This is a genomic window from Gottfriedia luciferensis, assembly GCF_002156865.1.
GTDB classification, from domain to species: Bacteria; Bacillota; Bacilli; order Bacillales; family Bacillaceae_G; genus Gottfriedia; species Gottfriedia luciferensis.
This window is the reverse complement of sequence record NZ_NCTA01000002.1, coordinates 72,674-90,354: the sequence shown is the minus strand read 5'-3', so window position 1 is coordinate 90,354 and position 17,681 is coordinate 72,674. Positions and strand designations below refer to the sequence as shown.

14 protein-coding genes are annotated in these 17,681 nt (G+C 34.2%); 10 read left to right on the top strand and 4 right to left on the bottom strand.

Annotated elements, in window-relative coordinates:
- Positions 1 to 102: 102 nt before the first annotated feature.
- The 5 genes from B7R67_RS02715 to chbG all read left to right on the top strand — a co-directional run bounded on the left by B7R67_RS02715 (position 103) and on the right by chbG (position 4,195).
- Entirely contained in the window at positions 103 to 408 is a 306-nt protein-coding gene (locus tag B7R67_RS02715; protein WP_088067312.1) for a PTS sugar transporter subunit IIB, read from the top strand.
- Positions 409 to 429: 21 nt separating this feature from the next.
- Entirely contained in the window at positions 430 to 1,746 is a 1,317-nt protein-coding gene (gene celB, locus B7R67_RS02710) for a PTS cellobiose transporter subunit IIC (protein ID WP_088067307.1), read from the top strand.
- Positions 1,747 to 1,822: 76 nt separating this feature from the next.
- Positions 1,823 to 2,143: a PTS lactose/cellobiose transporter subunit IIA gene (locus tag B7R67_RS02705; protein WP_088067305.1), complete on the top strand. Its 321-nt coding sequence runs from the start codon at positions 1,823 to 1,825 to the stop codon at positions 2,141 to 2,143.
- 16 nt (positions 2,144 to 2,159) lie between these two features.
- Entirely contained in the window at positions 2,160 to 3,491 is a 1,332-nt protein-coding gene (locus B7R67_RS02700; RefSeq protein ID WP_088067303.1) for a 6-phospho-beta-glucosidase, read from the top strand.
- A complete protein-coding gene (chbG, locus tag B7R67_RS02695) occupies positions 3,488 to 4,195 on the top strand; it encodes a chitin disaccharide deacetylase (RefSeq protein ID WP_088067301.1) in 708 nt (235 codons plus the stop codon). The genes B7R67_RS02700 and chbG overlap by 4 nt, the downstream gene beginning before the upstream one ends.
- Before the next feature lie 238 nt (positions 4,196 to 4,433).
- On the opposite strand, the gene B7R67_RS02690 is transcribed toward chbG, so the two are convergent.
- On the bottom strand, positions 4,434 to 7,460 hold the full coding sequence (locus B7R67_RS02690) for an efflux RND transporter permease subunit (RefSeq protein ID WP_088067299.1): 3,027 nt from the start codon (positions 7,458 to 7,460) through the stop codon (positions 4,434 to 4,436).
- Positions 7,461 to 7,873: 413 nt separating this feature from the next.
- On the opposite strand from B7R67_RS02690, the gene B7R67_RS02685 reads away from it, so the two are divergent.
- On the top strand, positions 7,874 to 9,586 hold the full coding sequence (locus tag B7R67_RS02685; protein ID WP_088067297.1) for an ABC transporter ATP-binding protein: 1,713 nt from the start codon (positions 7,874 to 7,876) through the stop codon (positions 9,584 to 9,586).
- 486 nt (positions 9,587 to 10,072) lie between these two features.
- On the top strand, positions 10,073 to 10,819 hold the full coding sequence (locus B7R67_RS02680) for a TerC family protein (RefSeq protein ID WP_088067295.1): 747 nt from the start codon (positions 10,073 to 10,075) through the stop codon (positions 10,817 to 10,819).
- 69 nt (positions 10,820 to 10,888) lie between these two features.
- On the opposite strand, the gene B7R67_RS02675 is transcribed toward B7R67_RS02680, so the two are convergent.
- A complete protein-coding gene (locus tag B7R67_RS02675; protein ID WP_088067293.1) occupies positions 10,889 to 11,524 on the bottom strand; it encodes a FusB/FusC family EF-G-binding protein in 636 nt (211 codons plus the stop codon).
- 578 nt (positions 11,525 to 12,102) lie between these two features.
- Positions 12,103 to 13,839 (bottom strand): ubiquinone-dependent pyruvate dehydrogenase, encoded by a 1,737-nt coding sequence (gene poxB, locus B7R67_RS02670; RefSeq protein ID WP_088067291.1) that lies wholly within the window; start codon positions 13,837 to 13,839, stop codon positions 12,103 to 12,105.
- A gap of 303 nt (positions 13,840 to 14,142) precedes the next feature.
- On the opposite strand from poxB, the gene B7R67_RS02665 reads away from it, so the two are divergent.
- Both B7R67_RS02665 and B7R67_RS02660 read left to right on the top strand, forming a co-directional pair.
- A complete protein-coding gene (locus B7R67_RS02665) occupies positions 14,143 to 14,520 on the top strand; it encodes a MerR family transcriptional regulator (RefSeq protein WP_088067289.1) in 378 nt (125 codons plus the stop codon).
- Between the two features lie 32 nt (positions 14,521 to 14,552).
- Positions 14,553 to 16,229, top strand: a complete 1,677-nt coding sequence (locus tag B7R67_RS02660) for an acyl-CoA dehydrogenase family protein (RefSeq protein WP_088067287.1) — start codon at positions 14,553 to 14,555, stop codon at positions 16,227 to 16,229.
- A 473-nt stretch (positions 16,230 to 16,702) separates the two neighbouring features.
- Here B7R67_RS02660 and B7R67_RS02655 read toward each other — a convergent pair whose 3' ends face one another.
- Positions 16,703 to 17,257 (bottom strand): hypothetical protein, encoded by a 555-nt coding sequence (locus B7R67_RS02655; protein ID WP_088067285.1) that lies wholly within the window; start codon positions 17,255 to 17,257, stop codon positions 16,703 to 16,705.
- A 117-nt stretch (positions 17,258 to 17,374) separates the two neighbouring features.
- Here B7R67_RS02655 and B7R67_RS02650 point away from each other — a divergent pair, with 117 nt between their 5' ends.
- Positions 17,375 to 17,674 carry a metal-sensing transcriptional repressor gene (locus B7R67_RS02650; protein WP_088067283.1) on the top strand — a complete coding sequence of 100 codons (300 nt, stop codon included), beginning with the start codon at positions 17,375 to 17,377 and terminating at the stop codon, positions 17,672 to 17,674.
- Positions 17,675 to 17,681: the final 7 nt, after the last annotated feature.

Sequence of the window (17,681 nt, the reverse complement as noted above, 5' to 3'; positions counted from 1 at the left end):
GATTAAAATTCTAGAGGGAGAGGGGTAATTACGGGATAAATCCTGCTTGTTAGTTGTTTAATTGCGTTGAAAGCGTTTTCTTTAGAGAGAAAGGGGGATATAATGAACATTTTACTATGTTGCGCTGCCGGCATGTCAACAAGTCTATTAGTCACAAAAATGGAAGCTGCTGCAAAAGCTGAAGGCATCGAAGCTAAGATTTGGGCAGTAAGTGCTAATGATGTTAAAAATCATCTTGATCAAGCAGATGTATTACTCGTAGGTCCTCAAGTACGGTACCTACTCCCACAATTAAAAAAAGTAGGCTTAGAAAAAGGAATACCGGTAGATGCCATAAATCCCGTCCATTATGGGATGTGTAAAGGTGCAGATGTCCTGAAATTTGCAATCGATTTAATAGGTTCATAATTTCATATAGGGGTGATTCGTATGGCCAACTTTACTCAAATGTTAGAAGAGAAAGTAATGCCTGTTGCAGGTAAAATTGCTGGTCAAAGACACTTGCAAGCATTACGTGATGGAATTATTTTAACACTACCTCTAATTATTATCGGTTCACTTTTCTTAATTGTAGGATTCTTACCATTTGATGGTTATGCAGATTTTATGGCAAAAACATTCGGCGATGCTTGGTTAACTAAGCTTTTATATCCTGTAAATGCTTCATTTGATATTATGGCACTTATCGCGGGATTCGGTATTGCATATCGACTCGCTGAACATTACAAAGTTGATCCATTGAATGCTGGTGCAATCTCAATTGCTTCATTTATATTATCAACACCTTATTTCACAATGTTTACTCCTGATGGAGCAGCTGCAGCGGTTAAAGTCGGTGGTGTACTACCAATGGCACTTTTAGGAAGTAAGGGACTGTTTGTTGCTATTATTATTGCTTTATTCTCAACTGAAATTTATAGATGGGTTATTCAAAGGAATTTTGTTATAAAAATGCCAGAAGGTGTACCACCAAGTGTAAGTAAATCATTCGTAGCTTTATTCCCAGCATTCTTAGTTATTCTTTGTGTATGGATTATTCGTTTATTAATTGAAAATACACATTACGAAACGTTACACAATGTTGTTGGCGATCTCTTACAAGACCCACTTAGTAGACTTGGAGGAACTTTAGCTGGAGCATTAATAGCTGTTTTATTAATTCAATTATTATGGTCCGTTGGTCTACATGGTGCTGCTATTGTTGGTGGAGTAATGGGTCCTATATGGTTGGCAGCTACGGATGCAAACCGTGTAGCTTTACAAGCTCATCACGCAATGCCAAATATTGTTACACAACAATTCTTTGATATCTTCATTTATATGGGTGGCTCTGGTGCAACACTCGTCTTTGCACTAATGATGCTGTTGTTTGCGAAGAGTCAACACGCCAAACAACTAGGAAGACTATCAATTGGTCCTGGTATCTTTAACATTAATGAGCCGATTACTTTTGGGGCTCCGGTAGTTATGAACCCATTGCTTCTGATTCCATTTATTTTAACTCCTTTAGTTCTGGTTTTAACCACATTTATAGGAATGAAAACAGGTTTTGCTCCAAAAACTCATGGTATTGCAATTCCTTGGACGACTCCACCAATTATTGGCGGTTGGCTGGCAACAGGAGGTAATTGGAGAGGATCTGCAATGCAATTGATTAACCTTGTTATTGCATTCTTAATCTACTTCCCATTCTTTAAAATGTGGGATAAACAAAACTTAAAAACTGAAAAAGGTTCAGCTAACTAAGAAAAGCATATTGGAGCTTGCCCTGCGGCAGGCTCTTGGTATTGTTGCAGTTAAATCTAGTAAAGGAGTGATTCTATTGACAAAGGAAGAATTGTACAACCTATCCTTTCAGCTGATTTTGCATAGTGGGAATGCTAGAAGTCTTGCAATGGAAGGAATTTACGCTGCAAAAGAAAAAAAATTTGAATTAGCTTTAGAAAAGCTTCAAGAGGCAGATAACGAATTTAGTCATGCACATCGCTTTCAAACTCAATTAATTCAAGCAGAAGCTGGGGGACAAGATTTTGATACGCCAATTCTTTTAATTCATGCACAGGATCATTTAATGACAGCAATGACGCTAAAGGATTTAGCTAGGGAGATTGTTGAATTACGGCAAGAGATTAACAACCAATAAAGGAGGTTACATAGAAATGAGCAAAGCGATAAAAATTGCGACAATTGGTGGAGGTTCGAGTTATACTCCAGAATTAGTAGAAGGTTTTATTAAACGATATAATGAGCTTCCATTACGTGAATTATGGCTTGTTGATGTTGAAGAAGGAAAAGAAAAGTTAGAGATTGTAGGTCAGCTAGCAAAACGAATGTTCCAAAAGGCAGGCCTCCCAGTCGAAGTTCATCTGACACTTAATCGACGTGAAGCCCTTAAAGATGCTGATTTTGTAACAACACAATTTCGTGTTGGATTGCTAGAAGCAAGGGCAAAGGATGAAAGAATTCCTCTAAAATATGGGGTGCTAGGACAAGAAACAAATGGTCCAGGTGGCTTGTTTAAAGGTTTGCGGACAATTCCAGTTATATTAGACATTGTGAAAGATATGAAAGAGCTTTGTCCTGATGCGTGGCTAGTTAATTTCACAAATCCAGCTGGCATGGTAACTGAAGCAGTTCTTCGCTATACAGACCATCGAAAAGTAGTTGGATTATGTAATGTTCCAATTGGAATGGAGATGGGTATAGCAAAACTACTCAATGTTGAGCATTCTCGTGTAAGAATCGATTTCGCAGGATTAAATCATATGGTTTATGGACTAGATGTATTTGTAGACGGAGAAAGTGTAAAAGATCAAGTCATAGAGCTCTTAACGAATCCAGAGAATTCTAGTTTTGTAAAAAATATTCAAGGATATGGCTGGGAACCAGAGTTTCTCCGTGCTCTAAATGCACTTCCTTGCCCTTATCATAATTACTACTATAAAACACGTGAAATGGTTGAAAAAGATATTAAAAATGCTGAAACAGTTGGTACACGTGCTGAGGTTGTAAAAAAACTGGAGGATGATCTTTTTGAACTCTATAAAGATCCGAATCTATCAATTAAACCACCACAGCTAGAAAAACGCGGTGGAGCATATTATAGCGATGCTGCAGTCCGTTTAATATCTTCTATTTTTAATGATAAAGGTGATATTCAACCAGTAAATACGATGAATAATGGATCCATTGCAAGTATTCCAAATGATTCAGCGGTAGAGGTTAGTTGTGTGATTACAAAAGATGGTCCAAAGCCAATCGTAATGGGAGATTTACCGATCTCAGTAAGAGGACTTGTTCAGCAAATTAAGTCCTTTGAACGGATAGCATGTGAAGCAGCAGTAACTGGTAATTATGATCAAGCAATACTTGCATTAACGATCAATCCATTAGTAGCATCTGATAAAGTTGCCAAACAAATTGTAGATGAAATGCTAGAAGCGCATAAGGCACACTTACCTCAATTTTTTAAAGAGGTGAAAACAAAATGATTAAATTAGTAGTAAATGCAGATGACTTTGGCTATTCCCGAGGTATTAATTATGGCATTATAGATGCACATAAGAATGGAATTGTTAACTCAGCTACAATGATGATGAATATGCCAGGTGTTAGTCATGCTGTAGAGCTAGCTAAAGAAAATCCTAATCTACTAGTAGGTATACATTTAGTACTAACATGTGGAAAACCTCTTTTAAATGATGTTCCTACACTTGTTAATAAAAATGGATATTTCAAGAGTCGCCGCGAATTCATTGAAGATCGAAATATCTCACTGAATGATTTGGAGAGAGAATGGACTGCGCAAATTGAAAAGTTTTTAAAAACAGGACTGACACTTACTCATTTTGACAGCCACCATCATGTTCACACTATTCCTGAGTTTCTACCAGTCGTTCAAAAACTGGCTCATAAATATCATTTAAGTGCAAGACGTATATCAGAAGATGCCTTGGAAGGAATAACGCCATACACAGATGTATTTCTTCATGATTTTTACGGAGAAGGTGTGACAGCCGATTACTTCGATAAAATTTTAACACGTGTACAAGATGGCCAATCAGTCGAAGTAATGTGCCATCCAGGTTACCTAGATCATGAGATTCTAAATAATTCGTCCTACTCAAAAGATCGTGTAAAAGAGACGCAGGTTTTATCAACAGTTCAGCTACCAAAAGAGATTGTTTTATTATAAAATGCATAGGAAAACACATGCTTCCGGCATGAAATCATCAGATAAGGATTGGATTCCTAGCTTTTATCAACAAATAGTTTGTTTTATCTACAATACGCGCTGTGATATCAACAAAAATCATGACTTTATCAACAAAGTTAACAGCTTTATCAATAAAGTCCACAAAGTGTTCGTAGTATTCGATATTACAAAACAAACACAAAGAACCAGCTCCAATAATAGAGCTGGTTCTTTTATATTAGATCGTAACTGGTTTATTCGTATCGTTTTGCTTACGTTGTTTTTTCGACTTTCTAAAGTAAAGTAATTCATAAATAACTGGGATAACAATTAAGGTTAACAATGTTGAAACCGTTAATCCACCGATTACTACAACTGCTAAGCTTTGAGATACTAAACTACCTGTTTCAGCTTTTTTGAATAAAAGAGGTAACATAGCACAAATTGTTGCGACAGCAGTCATTAGAATTGGTCTAATTCGAGTTACAGCTGCGTCAATAATTGCATCGCGTAAGATCATTTGTTTTTCTTTCTGTTTTACTCGATCTAATAAAACAATCGCGTTAGTTACAACAATTCCAATGAGCATTAATGCTCCTAAAAGTGCTGTCGGTTCTACTGATATACGACTTACGATTAAACCAAGCACTGCGCCAATTGCTGCTAATGGTAGAGAACATAGGATTGCAATTGGTGCACGGAATGTTTTGAAAGTAATAATCATGATTAGGAAAACTAACCCGATTGAGACAAGCATAATCATATATAAATCTGAGAAATCTTGTGATTGTTGAGCAAGAGCACCGCCAATGTATACATTTACACCATCAGCAAGTTTCATACCCTTCGACTTTTTATCTCCAAAAATAACTTTATTTAAATCTTGGTTAATCTTTGAAAGTTTATCAGGTTTTACTTCAGCAGAAATACTTAAATACGTATCGCCATCTTTATGGTATAGAGTAGTTGGTTTTTCTTCTACTTTTAGCTCTGCAATTGATGAGGCAGGAACCATGCCTGTTTTAGTCATAACTGGAATTGATTTGAGATCATTTGGCGTCTTTGGTTCTAATACTGGCTCAAGGTATACGTCAGTTGGTTGCTGCTCAATTGAAACAGTTCCAAGTGGAGTGCGATTCAACATGACAAACAACTGCTGAGATAGCTGCTGTGCATTTCCTTTTGATGGATCTACTTCTAATGAATAAACGTTCTTTTTATCTTCCTCGTTTGTAGTAACCTTTTTAATTCCATCGATAGTTTTAATTTTACCTTTAATATCGCTAGCTGTTTTTTCTAAATCATTTAAATCATTTCCAACAATATCAATTGAGATTTGTGTTTTTGCCCCACCAAATAAAGTGGATGCTGTAGTACTTAATTCTGCACCGGAATACAAAGATTTTTGCGTATTAATTTGTTTTACAACTTTATCAGTAAGCTTTTTATCTTTAAGTGTAATTAAGTAGATTGCTTGTGTAGAAGAGCGTACATCTCCGTATTTTACTGCATCAGATGTGCTTCCTAATTGAGTGTAAACGCCTTTTACACCTTTTTGATTTAAAATATAATCTTCTAGTTTAAGAGTGTTTTCTTTTACTTTTTCAATAGGCGTGTCACTTGGATATGTTAAAGTTGTTTGAACAAAGTCTGAAGATGAATTGTCCGTTGCACCCTTTGGCATCGCAAAATAAGTTCCTATTGAGCCAATAAATAGTAACAATGATACTACAACAATTACCCACTTATGGTTTAAAGACCAAGTAAGAATTTTTTTGTATCGTACTGACGGTTTATGTGCTTTTAATTTAGCGTTCTTTAGGAAAAATGCGCTTAATAAAGGAACGACTGTTAAGGCTACAAATAATGAAGCTAACAATGAGTAAGTAATTGTTAAAGCAAATGGAAGCATGAAATCTTTAAGACCCGTACTAATGATCCCGATTGGTAAAAATACTGCAACAGTAGTTAAAGTAGAGGCTGTTATGGCGCTACCTACTTCCTTTGTTGCATCGATTATCATTTGTATTGAAAACTTCTCTGTTTGTGTTTTTCTAAAAATATTTTCAATTACTACGATACTGTCATCTACTAAACGACCAACAGCTACAGCAACTCCTCCTAGAGTTAGCACGTTTAACGTAATGCCAGATTGTGAAAGTAAGAATAACGTTAAACATAATGATAGAGGAATCGAAACAATTGTAATTAAAGTTGAACGAATGTTTCGTAAGAATAACATAATGACGATTGTTGCAAATAAAGCACCTAGTAAAACCTCTTTAATCATTGCATGTACAGAGGTTTTAACCATATCTGACGTTGCAACCATGACATCAGAATTCATATTTTTATATTTTTTATTTAATTCTTTTGTAGCTTTTCGAATATCTTTTGTAATGCTAACCGCATTAGAGTTACTATCCTTTGTAACGATTAACAATAAACCGTCTTTTCCATTAATTCTAGTAATATTATTTGTAGGTTTTTTTACTTCAACAGTTGCAATTTCAGATAACTTTACATGATCAGCGACTGAAAGATTTTTTACTTTATCTAAAGTATCTATATTTCCGACAACTTTTATATTGCTAGTTTTATCATTTATTATTTCTTCTCCAACTGAAACAGCTGAGTTTTGTCCACGAATAATACCCATGACACTTTCAAGTGAAACTTTTTTCTGAGCAAGTTTAGCATTGTCAATTTTTACTGAAACAAATGATTTTTCTGTTCCGTATGTTTGAACATCTGCTACACCTTTAATGTCTTTAAAATATGGAATAACTTTTTTATTTGCAAAATCAATATTATTTGGACTTAAACCATCTTCGAAAGTAATAGCTATATCTGCGATAGGGATCATGGAAGTATTTAGTTGAACGATTGTAGGTTTGCTAACATTTTGAGGTAAAGTGACATTGCTTATGGACTCTTGAACGTCCTGTTTGGCATCTTTCATATTAGTGCCTGATTCAAAATACAAATCAATCTTTGAAAAACCATTACTTGTACTTGAATAAATATGACTTTTAAATTTTACACCGGAAACGGCATTCTCTATAGGATTTGTTACTTGATCCTCCATCGTTTTTGAATCAGTGCCTTGCCCCATGACAATTACAGATACAATTGGTTGATCTGCAGCTGGTAAAAATTCCATAGGAAGTTTGCTATAACTGACTACTCCGATTAATAAAATAAGAACAGATAAAAAGGTTACGGCGGCTTTATTATTGAATGCCCACTTTGTAAACCAAGACATGAAAAATTTCCTCCTTTGTGGTAAATATACCCAGTAACACACAAGGTGAATCGTAACACACTCTCTAGGAAAATAAAATACATTTTATTGTGAATTTACAAAATATTTACGGGCATAATTCGACATCTCAATACTTACTAATGATGAATTAGCCATGAAAACTCTATTAAAAATCAATCAAATTTTATACTTTAAATTCTCTGTTAATGTGTATTATCGATTTCTACTAAAAATGATTTTTAAGTAAAAATCCGTCAGAATTCAGGAGTTAGAAAGACTTAAACGAATCAATCTTTTTTAGCAGAGTTCTCTGGTTAGAAAATTCTGAAATGATAGCAGGCTTAAATTACATGTGATAAGGTAGAAACATCTGAAGAAATAATTTTTTATTGGAATTGAGGTGCTAAAACTTTATGATTAAGCGTTTTTTTAGTTATTATATCCCTCATAAAAAGCTATTTTATATAGACTTTTTTTGTGCGTTATTAGTTGGACTGATGGAACTTGGTTTTCCTTTAGCTGTTTCATGGTTTATTGACAAACTGCTACCCGAAGGAAATTGGAGTAAAATAATTTCAGTAAGCATTGGATTGTTACTATTATATTTAGTAAGCTCCGGTATGCAGTTTGTAGTTAATTATTGGGGACACAAGCTTGGAATTAATATTGAGACAGATATGCGTCGAGAGTTATTTAATCATGTCCAACGACAATCGTTCCGTTTTTTTGATAATACGAAAACAGGACATATTATGAGTCGTATTACAAATGATTTAATGGATATTGGTGAATTAGCTCATCACGGTCCAGAGGATTTATTTATTGCCATAATGACTTTTATTGGAGCATTTTGGATTATGCTTGCAATCAATGTAAAGCTTGCTTTAGTTGCAATCATTATTGTACCGTTTTTGGTTTGGTTAATTTCATACTCAAACATGAGAATGAATGCATCGTGGAGTCAAATGTATGGGAATATTGCTAATGTTAATTCTCAGGTAGAAGACAGTGTTTCTGGTGTAAGAGTTGTACAATCATTTACGAATGAACAGTATGAGATGAAGCGCTTCAACACTAATAATCAATTCTTCCGTAAAACGAAACTGAAAGCTTATAAAGTAATGAGTTGGAATCTATTAGGGATCTATGTATCTACTCGTTTAATGACGCTTATCATTTTAGTTTTTGGAGCATGGTTAAGTTTTACTAAAATTTTATCTTATGGAGAATTAGTAGCATTCATTTTATACTTAAATATTTTGTTTAAACCAATTGATAAAATTAGTGCATTACTTGAGCTATATCCTAAGGGGATGGCAGGTTTTAAACGGTTTGTTGAATTAATCGATACTGAGCCAGATATTGAAAATACAGAAGATGCAATTGAAGTTTCAACTTTAAAAGGAGACATTGAATTCAAAAATGTTACGTTTAGATATGAGAACAAGCGTACAATATTAAATGATATGTCCTTTTCAATAGAGTCAGGAAAAACAGTTGCTTTTGTTGGCCCTTCTGGTGCAGGGAAAACAACTATTTGTTCATTAATTCCACGATTTTACGATGTGTTAAATGGTGCAATTTCGATTGATGGGATCGATATTCGAAATATGACGAAAGAGTCGTTACGTGCAAATATTGGGATTGTACAACAGGATGTATTTTTATTTACCGGTACGCTAAAAGAGAATATTGCTTATGGTAAATTAGATGCAACTCAAGAGGAAATAGAAGATGCTGCTAGAAAAGCGCACTTAACTGATTTAATTGCTTCACTGCCTGAAGGTTATGAAACTCAAATTGGTGAGAGAGGATTAAAGCTATCAGGAGGTCAAAAGCAGCGTTTAGCAATTGCAAGAATGTTTTTAAAGAATCCACCTATCCTAATTTTGGATGAAGCGACTTCTGCTTTAGATACTGAAACAGAAGCAATTATTCAAGAAGCATTGAATGATTTATCAAAAAATCGAACAACATTAGTTATAGCTCATCGATTAGGTACAATTAAAAAAGCAGATCGAATTCTTGTTATCACTGAAGATGGAATTGCTGAAGATGGGACTCATATGGAGCTACTGTCTCAAGAAGATGGGATATTTGCAAAGCTTCATGCACATCAAATATAAAGTAATTTAGAATATAAATAAGTATTAAAAGAAAGAGGCAGCTTATGTAATACAACGTTGCCTCTATTTTTTTATTTCTTATTTAAAGGCTCTGTTAATGTTAATTGTTGATAATTTACAAAACACATTTTTGAGAAAGATTTTTGAGTGGAAGGTGGGAGAAATAAAAAGCAGGCAAAGCAGGGAAAGAAGGGGAAAACAAATTGAAAGGAATACTTAAAGGAAATTGATTAAACTTTAAAGTCTTTTAATCTCTTTCCCTTTCTCTTTGATCCTGCCTTTCCTTGTTCCTGCTCTTTAGGGCATCCTGGAACAGAAATCATCAACATTCTTTTTTAACAGAGCCTATTTAAAAGCGAAGGTCCCGTCTTTCTACTTTTTGTAAAGATGTAGTTATAAATTGTAATGGAAAATTCAAAAAATCGGATAAGTAAGAAGTATAAATGGGAATATAATTAAAAAGAGATTAAAAAATAGGGGGATATTATGGATCTATCTTTATTATTAGAGTTTGGTTGGGTTTTAATTATTCTAATTTTATTAGAAGGGCTTTTATCAGCTGATAATGCTTTAGTGCTAGCAGTTATGGCAAAGCATTTACCAGAAGAACAACAAAAGAAGGCTATTAATATTGGATTATTACTAGCGTTTATATTTCGGATTGGCGCTATTTTTATTATTTCATTTCTTTTTCACGTTTGGCAGGTGCAAGCAATCGGAGCTGCTTATTTGATTTTCATTGCAGTAAAGCATTTACTAAAAAGGCACAATGATGAAGAGGTAAAAAAAGAAAAGAGTTTCGCTAAGACAGTTGCCCAAATTTCACTAGCAGACATTGCGTTTGCAATTGATTCAATCTTAGCAGCGGTGGCACTTGTTATTGATCTCCCTGATACAAAAATGGGGGAAATTGGTGGAATGGATGGCGCTAAGTTTATTATCATCATTATTGGAGCGATCGCTGGTTTAATTGTAATTCGGTTTGCTGCAGGTATTTTTGTTAAATTGTTAACAACAAGACCGAGCCTTGAAACAGCAGCAATGTTACTCGTAGGTTGGGTTGGAGTTAAGCTGTTAATGCATACTTTAGCGCATCCATCACTCCACATTATTTCGCACCATTTTGTAGAAGGTCCAATATGGAATACGATCTTTTGGTCTGTAATGCTTCTAATTGCATTAGGAGGTTGGTTTCTTTCTAAAAAGAAATCTACTGATCACAACGAGGTATAATATAAAGGAGGAAAGGCAGGAAAAGGGAAAAATTTTTACCCCTTGATCCTGCCTTTCCTTAATCCTGCTCTATTTTATTAATGTAATGAAATCATTCAATTTATCTAGTGACATAATATTTTGATTACATATAATACTATCTTTACAAATATAATTTCCTCTTTGTGTGAAAGTTCCTTCAACTTTTCCTTTTGTTTTAGTCATAAATAATCCTAAGTCTCCATATTTATTGCAAATTGTACAGTTACCTCTTTTATTAATCGGATTAAAAGTACCTTGTAGGCCAATTAGTTTGCCATTGTAATAAGTAACAATAAATTTTGAATTAGAGCCTAAATCATCCCAGCCTAAATAAGTTGTCTCAAACAAATCGATATTGCTTAATACTGGAAGTTTCAGCTTTTTAGCTTTAGGAAAAAGTTTTTTGATTGATTGTTCAGATACTTCTTTAAATGGAATTATATAAGGCTTTAATTGTCTTAAAAAACTATCTGCTTGCTCAGAATTTTTTATTGTACTGATTGGATTAAATAGAAGCTGTTGCTGATCGTCCATGTCAGAAAACAAATTTAATATTCTTTCACTGACTAAAGAATGTAATGCAGTTAACACAGCCATATCATTTACCGTAGCATGTCCCTGTGCTAATATTTGCATTTGATGTTTAATAAAATTATATTGTTCAGTTCTAATAAAAGGTTTCATTTATATCACTCCTAATTTGACAGGAAAGTTTAAAAGGAACTTAACACCTTCTAATTTACCTCAAATTTACCATAAATTATATGTATTATTTAACTATGAAATAAATTAGACATAAAAAAACCACTGATTACAGTACAGTGGTTATTATCAAGCTGTGAACAATAATCTTGCCAAATAACTAAAATTTTCGTAAAGGAAGTTGAGTGATGTTCATTTCCACTACAGGATTCTCGCTTTCCATGGGGCGAAACCTGAGCCTCCTCGGCAAGCCTGCGGGGTCTTTAGCCTTTCCGCATTTCCCATAGGAGTCGAGCATCCTTTCGTTCCAATTAACTTATCCTTCAAAAAAAGTATTCGTTAAAAACGATTTAAATTTAATCAGTTTAACGACAAATTAAAAATAAGCATCGTCTTATCGGAGTTATAAATATTGCTCAAAAATACTAACATTTATATTCTTTAATAGAACATTAAAAAATTTATCCATCAATAAAGTTCACTTAATGCCCTTTTTTATTAATAGGTGTAGAAAATTCATCGTATTTGCTAACTTTAGGCTCTCAAATCAGGAATTTCGATTATAAATGAAATTTATCTAATAAATTAGTTTTAGCGAGATCAATTACGTCACTTGCATGACCATTTAATACAGCTTTCAATGTCCAAAGAGTGAAACCGTGAGCTTGTTCAATTGTGACTTTTGGAGGCATTGCTAGCTCTTGGCGATTCACAACAACATCTAGTAAGGCAGGTCCATTATGTTGAAAAGCTCGTTGAACAGCAGACTCTAAATCTGCAGGATCCTCTACACGAATTCCTTCTATCCCCATTGCTTGTGCTACGTTAGCAAAGTTAGGATTATCTAAGCTCGTTCCTGTTTCTAAATAACCAGCGGCTTTCATTTCTAATTCTACGAAGCTAAGTGCACTGTTATTAAATACAATCACTTTTACAGGTAGTTTATGTTGATGGATTGTTAATAAATCACCCATCAACATGGATAATCCACCATCTCCACATAAAGCAACTACTTGGCAATCTGGCCTTGAAACTTGGGCGCCGATTGCTTGTGGCATGGCATTGGCCATTGTTCCATGGTTAAAAGAACCAAGTAACCTTCTCTTTCCATTCATTTGTAAATAACGGGCTGACCATAACGTTGGAGTACCGACATCACAAGTAAAAATCGCATCTTCATTAGCAAGATCACTAACTACCTTTGTTAAATATTGTGGATGAATTGGTTTTCGACCAGGTTTTCCAACTGCAAAGCTATCCAAATCTTTTCGGACATTTGCGTAGGCTGAGACATACTTTTCTAAATGACTTGATTCCTTCACATCTGTTAATAGAGGTAGTAATTGGCTAATCGTCTCTTTTACATCTCCACATAAACCATATGTCAGTTCAGCTCGTCGGCCTAAATGTTCTGCTCGCACATCTACTTGTAAAATGACGGCATCATCTGGATAAAATTGTCGGTAAGGGAAATCGGTACCAAGCATTAATAATACATCGCAATCCATAATTGCATGGTATCCCGATGAATAGCCAATAAGACCAGTTAATCCTGCATTGTACGGATTATCATATTCAAGGAATTCTTTCCCTCTAAGTGCAATTACCATCGGAGATTTTAATTTTTCGCAAAGCAGCATTAAGTGAGAGTGAGCACCTTCACAACCTGCTCCACAAAGCAAAGTAACTTTTTTTCCATCATTAAGATAACCCGCAAGTTTTTCTAGTTCAGGCTTTGAGGGACTGATTACTGGATTCGTAACATGAATGGTTTGTTCAGGAACAGTTTGCTTATCTTCTAGAGCGGCAATGTCTCCAGGTAAAACAAGTACAGAAACACCTTTTCGAGCGATTGCATGCTGCATTGCAATCGTTGCAAGACGAGGCATTTGTTCTGCTCTATATACGGTTTCACAAAAGTGACTGCACTCCTTAAATAATTGTTCAGGTCGAGTTTGTTGAAAATATTCACTTCCAATTTCAATGCTTGGAATCTGTGCAGCAATCGCAAGCACAGGAATACGACTACGGTGACAATCGTATAAACCATTAATTAAATGGAGGTTTCCTGGACCGCTACTTCCTGCGCAAACTGCGATGCTTCCACTTAATAAAGAATCTGAACCGGCTGCAAAAGCCGCAACTTCTTCATGGCGAACTCCAATCCACTCAATCCTTTTAGAGTTTTTTATTGAATCTAAAACTGCGTTTAATGAATCGCCAACAATACCATAAATTCTTTTAACTCCTGCCTGAATCAATGAATCAATTAGTAAATCAGCAATGGTTTTCCTCATCGTATTCTCCTTCTAGTTCTATTTAAAGTCAGAACTATTTCATATGTATTTTGTTAAAAACTTAAAAATACGAAGTTTAAATAAAATTCTAACTAAATGTATGCTTTGCAGAAATCCATTACGTTATACCATAATTTACATATTTGAGGGCTAAGAAGACTGGAAGAGCAGTTAGAGTTATTTACTCTCTTTCAAAGTTACGATGTAAAAAAGGGAATAAATCATTTTTGTCGAAAGATTCTATCTTGAATCTAACGTTTACGTAAGATTTATAATGAATCTAAGCTTAAAGGAGGAGGGAAATTGAAATTTTATTCGATTCGAGAGATGACTAATGAATTTGAGATGACCCATAGAACACTTAGATACTATGAGGAAATAGGTTTATTACATCCCACTTATACTGAAAGCGGTAGAAGAGAATATTCTCAAAAAGATCGTACACGTCTTTATTTAATCCAAAGGGGAAAGCATTTAGGCTTTAGTTTACAAGAAATAAAGGAAATGATTGATCTTTTCTTAATTGATCGTACTGGAAAAAAACAACTAAGAAAAACAATCGAATATGGGAATCAGAAGATAGAAGAAATAAATGAAAAAATTAATGAACTGAACCTTTTAAAAGAAGAAATTATCATGATGAAGAGTAAGCTTGAAAAAACTTTATTAGAGATTGGGTAATACTTTCGAAAAATAGATAGGGTGGTGGGGTAATGAATTTTTATAATGAAGACCATAATCTAAAAGCGATTCTAAAAAAGTACTTTAATGAAGAGTTTATTTCATGGGCTACTCGAGAATTAGAGGAATTCGGAGAACTTTGTGCAAACGAAATCGATCAACGTGCTATTCATACAGATCGAGAAGGTCAACCTCGTTTAATCAAGTATGATGCTTATGGAAATGATATATCCCATATATGGGTAAACGAAGGGTATAAACAAACTGTAAAAGATACTTATAGTAGAGGAATTGTTGGCTATCTTCATAAACCAATTCCAGAGTTAGGAATTAAAGGGAATTATATTTATTCCTATGCACAAGGTTATCTACTATCGCAAACTGAAGCTGGTTTTTATTGTCCAGTCACTTTATCAATGGCTGCTACGTTTTTAGTAGAGAGATATGCAGATGAATCGCTAAAAGAAAAATACCTTCCTCATCTATTATCAACTGGTGAAACTGAATTATATGAAGGAGCAACTTTTCTAACTGAAAGGCAAGGCGGATCAGACGTTGGAGCAAATGTTGTGAGAGCAGTTAAAGAAGATGAGTATTATCGTATTTACGGAGAAAAGTATTTTGCTAGTAATGCTGGTCAATGTGGTATCACGACAATTTTAGCAAGAATCGAAGGCGCTCCGTCTGGGAGTAAAGGTTTAAGTTTGTTTCTAGTACCTTGGAAAAATGAGGATGGTACAAATAATGGTTTCACGATTCGGCGTTTAAAAGATAAGTTAGGTGTAAGAGCCGTTCCTTCAGGAGAAGTTGAGTTTAACGGTGCAAAAGCTTATTTAATTGGAGATCCCTCTAGAGGAATCAATTATATGATGGAGGCATTAAATTTATCTAGAATTTGTAATGCTGTAGCTTCAATTGGAATTATGAGAAGGGCCTACGTGGAAGCAAAAAAATATGCTGAAAATAGACCAGCATTTGGACAAATATTAACAAAGTACCCAATGATCCAAGAAACATTATCAAAACTTGCCTCGATTCAAGAGGTTCAAACTAGTGCGGTATTTAATTTAGTAGCATTATATGACAGAGTAATCGGGAATGAAAATGGAACATATGAAGAACAAACTTTAGTTCGACTACTAATCGCCGTTTTAAAAATGCGTTCAGCTGATGAAGCAATTCATTTCGCTCATGAGGCAATTGAAATGCATGGTGGAAATGGCTATATAGAAGATTTTGTTACACCACGACTTTTAAGAGATGCTCAAGTACTTACAGTTTGGGAAGGAACCGCAAATATTCTAGGATTAGAGATTTTAAGGCTTTTTAATAAAATGGATGGATACCCAATTTTTAAATCGTTTATTGAAGAAAAGTTATTTAATGCACCTAAATCATTCATAAAAGAAAGTGAAATCGTAAAGAAAAAGCTTGATGAATTAGATGAAGTCGTCAAATATACTTGTTCACTAGATTCTAATCTTCAAACTTATTATGCAAAAAAAATAACAAATAAAATGGCAGATTTAGTAGAAGTTGTAACTGCCATTGAAGATGCGAAAGAAAATGTTCGGAAAGAATACATTGCAAAAATAATCATTCATGAACGATATCAAAAAGATGAATTGAACACAGAACAACTCCATTTAAAGTATTATGATGATATTGTTGAGAGGCAGGAAAGGCAGGAAAAGCAAGTAAGACAGTAAATATTTAGAGGAAATCAATAAAAGATGGTAAAGTCTATTCTTCAATAAAAGTATTTGGAGTTATAAATTTTGCTCAAAACATATTACATTTAAATTCATTAATAGAACATCGAAAAATTAGAACTTTATCAACAATAATGTTCATTAATGACCTTTTTTCATATTGACTGTTATTTATTTCAACACTGAAAAGAAGTAAAATCATTTACTATCTTTTCGCTTCCCTTTAATCCTGCTTTTCCTTAATCCTGCCCTAAAAATAAGACACCCTATTTTCAAGGGTGTCTCAGTGTGTAGACAAAGTCCTATTTATCTGATTATCAGACTGATTGAAAACGCTTGTCTTTCGAGGCGCGAAGACTGGCGTGGAGCGGAGTTACCTTTAGACGGTAATGAGCACCGCTCAGCAGGCGAAGCAACGAAGAAAGCGAGCGTTTGTCAACAGTCTGAGACACCCTTTTTTTGAGGGTGTCTTATTTTTTATTCAAAATATGAACTTTATGGTACTGAGAGATAGGGATATGTTCAAAATGAGTAAATGAGTAATAAACAGTTAGGATCACCAACAGGCTAGAAATCATTATTACTGGAAAGAATGATGATAATAGTTTTGGGAATCTCTCACTTAAAAACATAGTTGAACAAAACAGAGAGGTACAAGTTACCAATAATAAACAAATTAACAATAATGTTTGTGCTTCTGTTATTGAAAGCATAACAACAATCATACTTCCCATCATACCAGCCATCATTCCTGAGAAAATCCCCTCAAGTAATGCGAGGAAATGTAATTGCCAACCGATGAAAAGACCAATGACTGCAGATATGCCCAAAGAGAAAAGTAAGGAATAGAAAAACTGTTGCTGATTAGAAAGTGTGATTAGTACACCTATTGTTAAACCAGATGTCATACTAATCATCATCATATACATCATTTGATGCATTTTGTCATTTTTAGTTGGTTTTAAATAGATGGAAATAACCGTAATTAAAATCGATATGCTAATACAGATCCAACCGGTAACCATGAAATGATACCCCCTAAATAACTCATTTTTATCATCATATGGACAACTGCAAAAAAAAAGAATAAAAAATTGACACCTATACCCCCTATGAGTATATAATGATGGTGAGGTGATAAAATGGAAAATTGTCATGATGATCAAATGGTTCCAAGAAGCGAAGAAGAAATAACTGATTTAATGAAGCGTCTTCGTAGAATAGAAGGGCAAGTAAGAGGCATTCAAAAAATGGTCGAAGAGGATCGTTATTGTATAGATATTTTAACTCAAATTATGGCAGTAGAAGCAGCTATGAAAAAAGTAAGTTTTTCTTTAATTGAACGACATGCAAATCATTGTATGGTTAAAGCAGTTAAAGAAAATAATGGTGAAGCATCAGTAAGCGAATTAATGGATGTTATTAAGCGTTATGTAAAATAAAGGGGTT

Coding starts and splice junctions, on each gene's coding strand:
- B7R67_RS02715 (WP_088067312.1), top strand. CDS start 103: ATGAACATTTTACTATGTTGCGCTGCCGGCATGTCAACAAGTCTATTA.
- celB (WP_088067307.1), top strand. CDS start 430: ATGGCCAACTTTACTCAAATGTTAGAAGAGAAAGTAATGCCTGTTGCA.
- B7R67_RS02700 (WP_088067303.1), top strand. CDS start 2,160: ATGAGCAAAGCGATAAAAATTGCGACAATTGGTGGAGGTTCGAGTTAT.
- chbG (WP_088067301.1), top strand. CDS start 3,488: ATGATTAAATTAGTAGTAAATGCAGATGACTTTGGCTATTCCCGAGGT.
- B7R67_RS02690 (WP_088067299.1), bottom strand. CDS start 7,460: ATGTCTTGGTTTACAAAGTGGGCATTCAATAATAAAGCCGCCGTAACC.
- B7R67_RS02685 (WP_088067297.1), top strand. CDS start 7,874: ATGATTAAGCGTTTTTTTAGTTATTATATCCCTCATAAAAAGCTATTT.
- B7R67_RS02680 (WP_088067295.1), top strand. CDS start 10,073: ATGGATCTATCTTTATTATTAGAGTTTGGTTGGGTTTTAATTATTCTA.
- B7R67_RS02675 (WP_088067293.1), bottom strand. CDS start 11,524: ATGAAACCTTTTATTAGAACTGAACAATATAATTTTATTAAACATCAA.
- poxB (WP_088067291.1), bottom strand. CDS start 13,839: ATGAGGAAAACCATTGCTGATTTACTAATTGATTCATTGATTCAGGCA.
- B7R67_RS02660 (WP_088067287.1), top strand. CDS start 14,553: ATGAATTTTTATAATGAAGACCATAATCTAAAAGCGATTCTAAAAAAG.
- B7R67_RS02655 (WP_088067285.1), bottom strand. CDS start 17,257: ATGGTTACCGGTTGGATCTGTATTAGCATATCGATTTTAATTACGGTT.
- B7R67_RS02650 (WP_088067283.1), top strand. CDS start 17,375: ATGGAAAATTGTCATGATGATCAAATGGTTCCAAGAAGCGAAGAAGAA.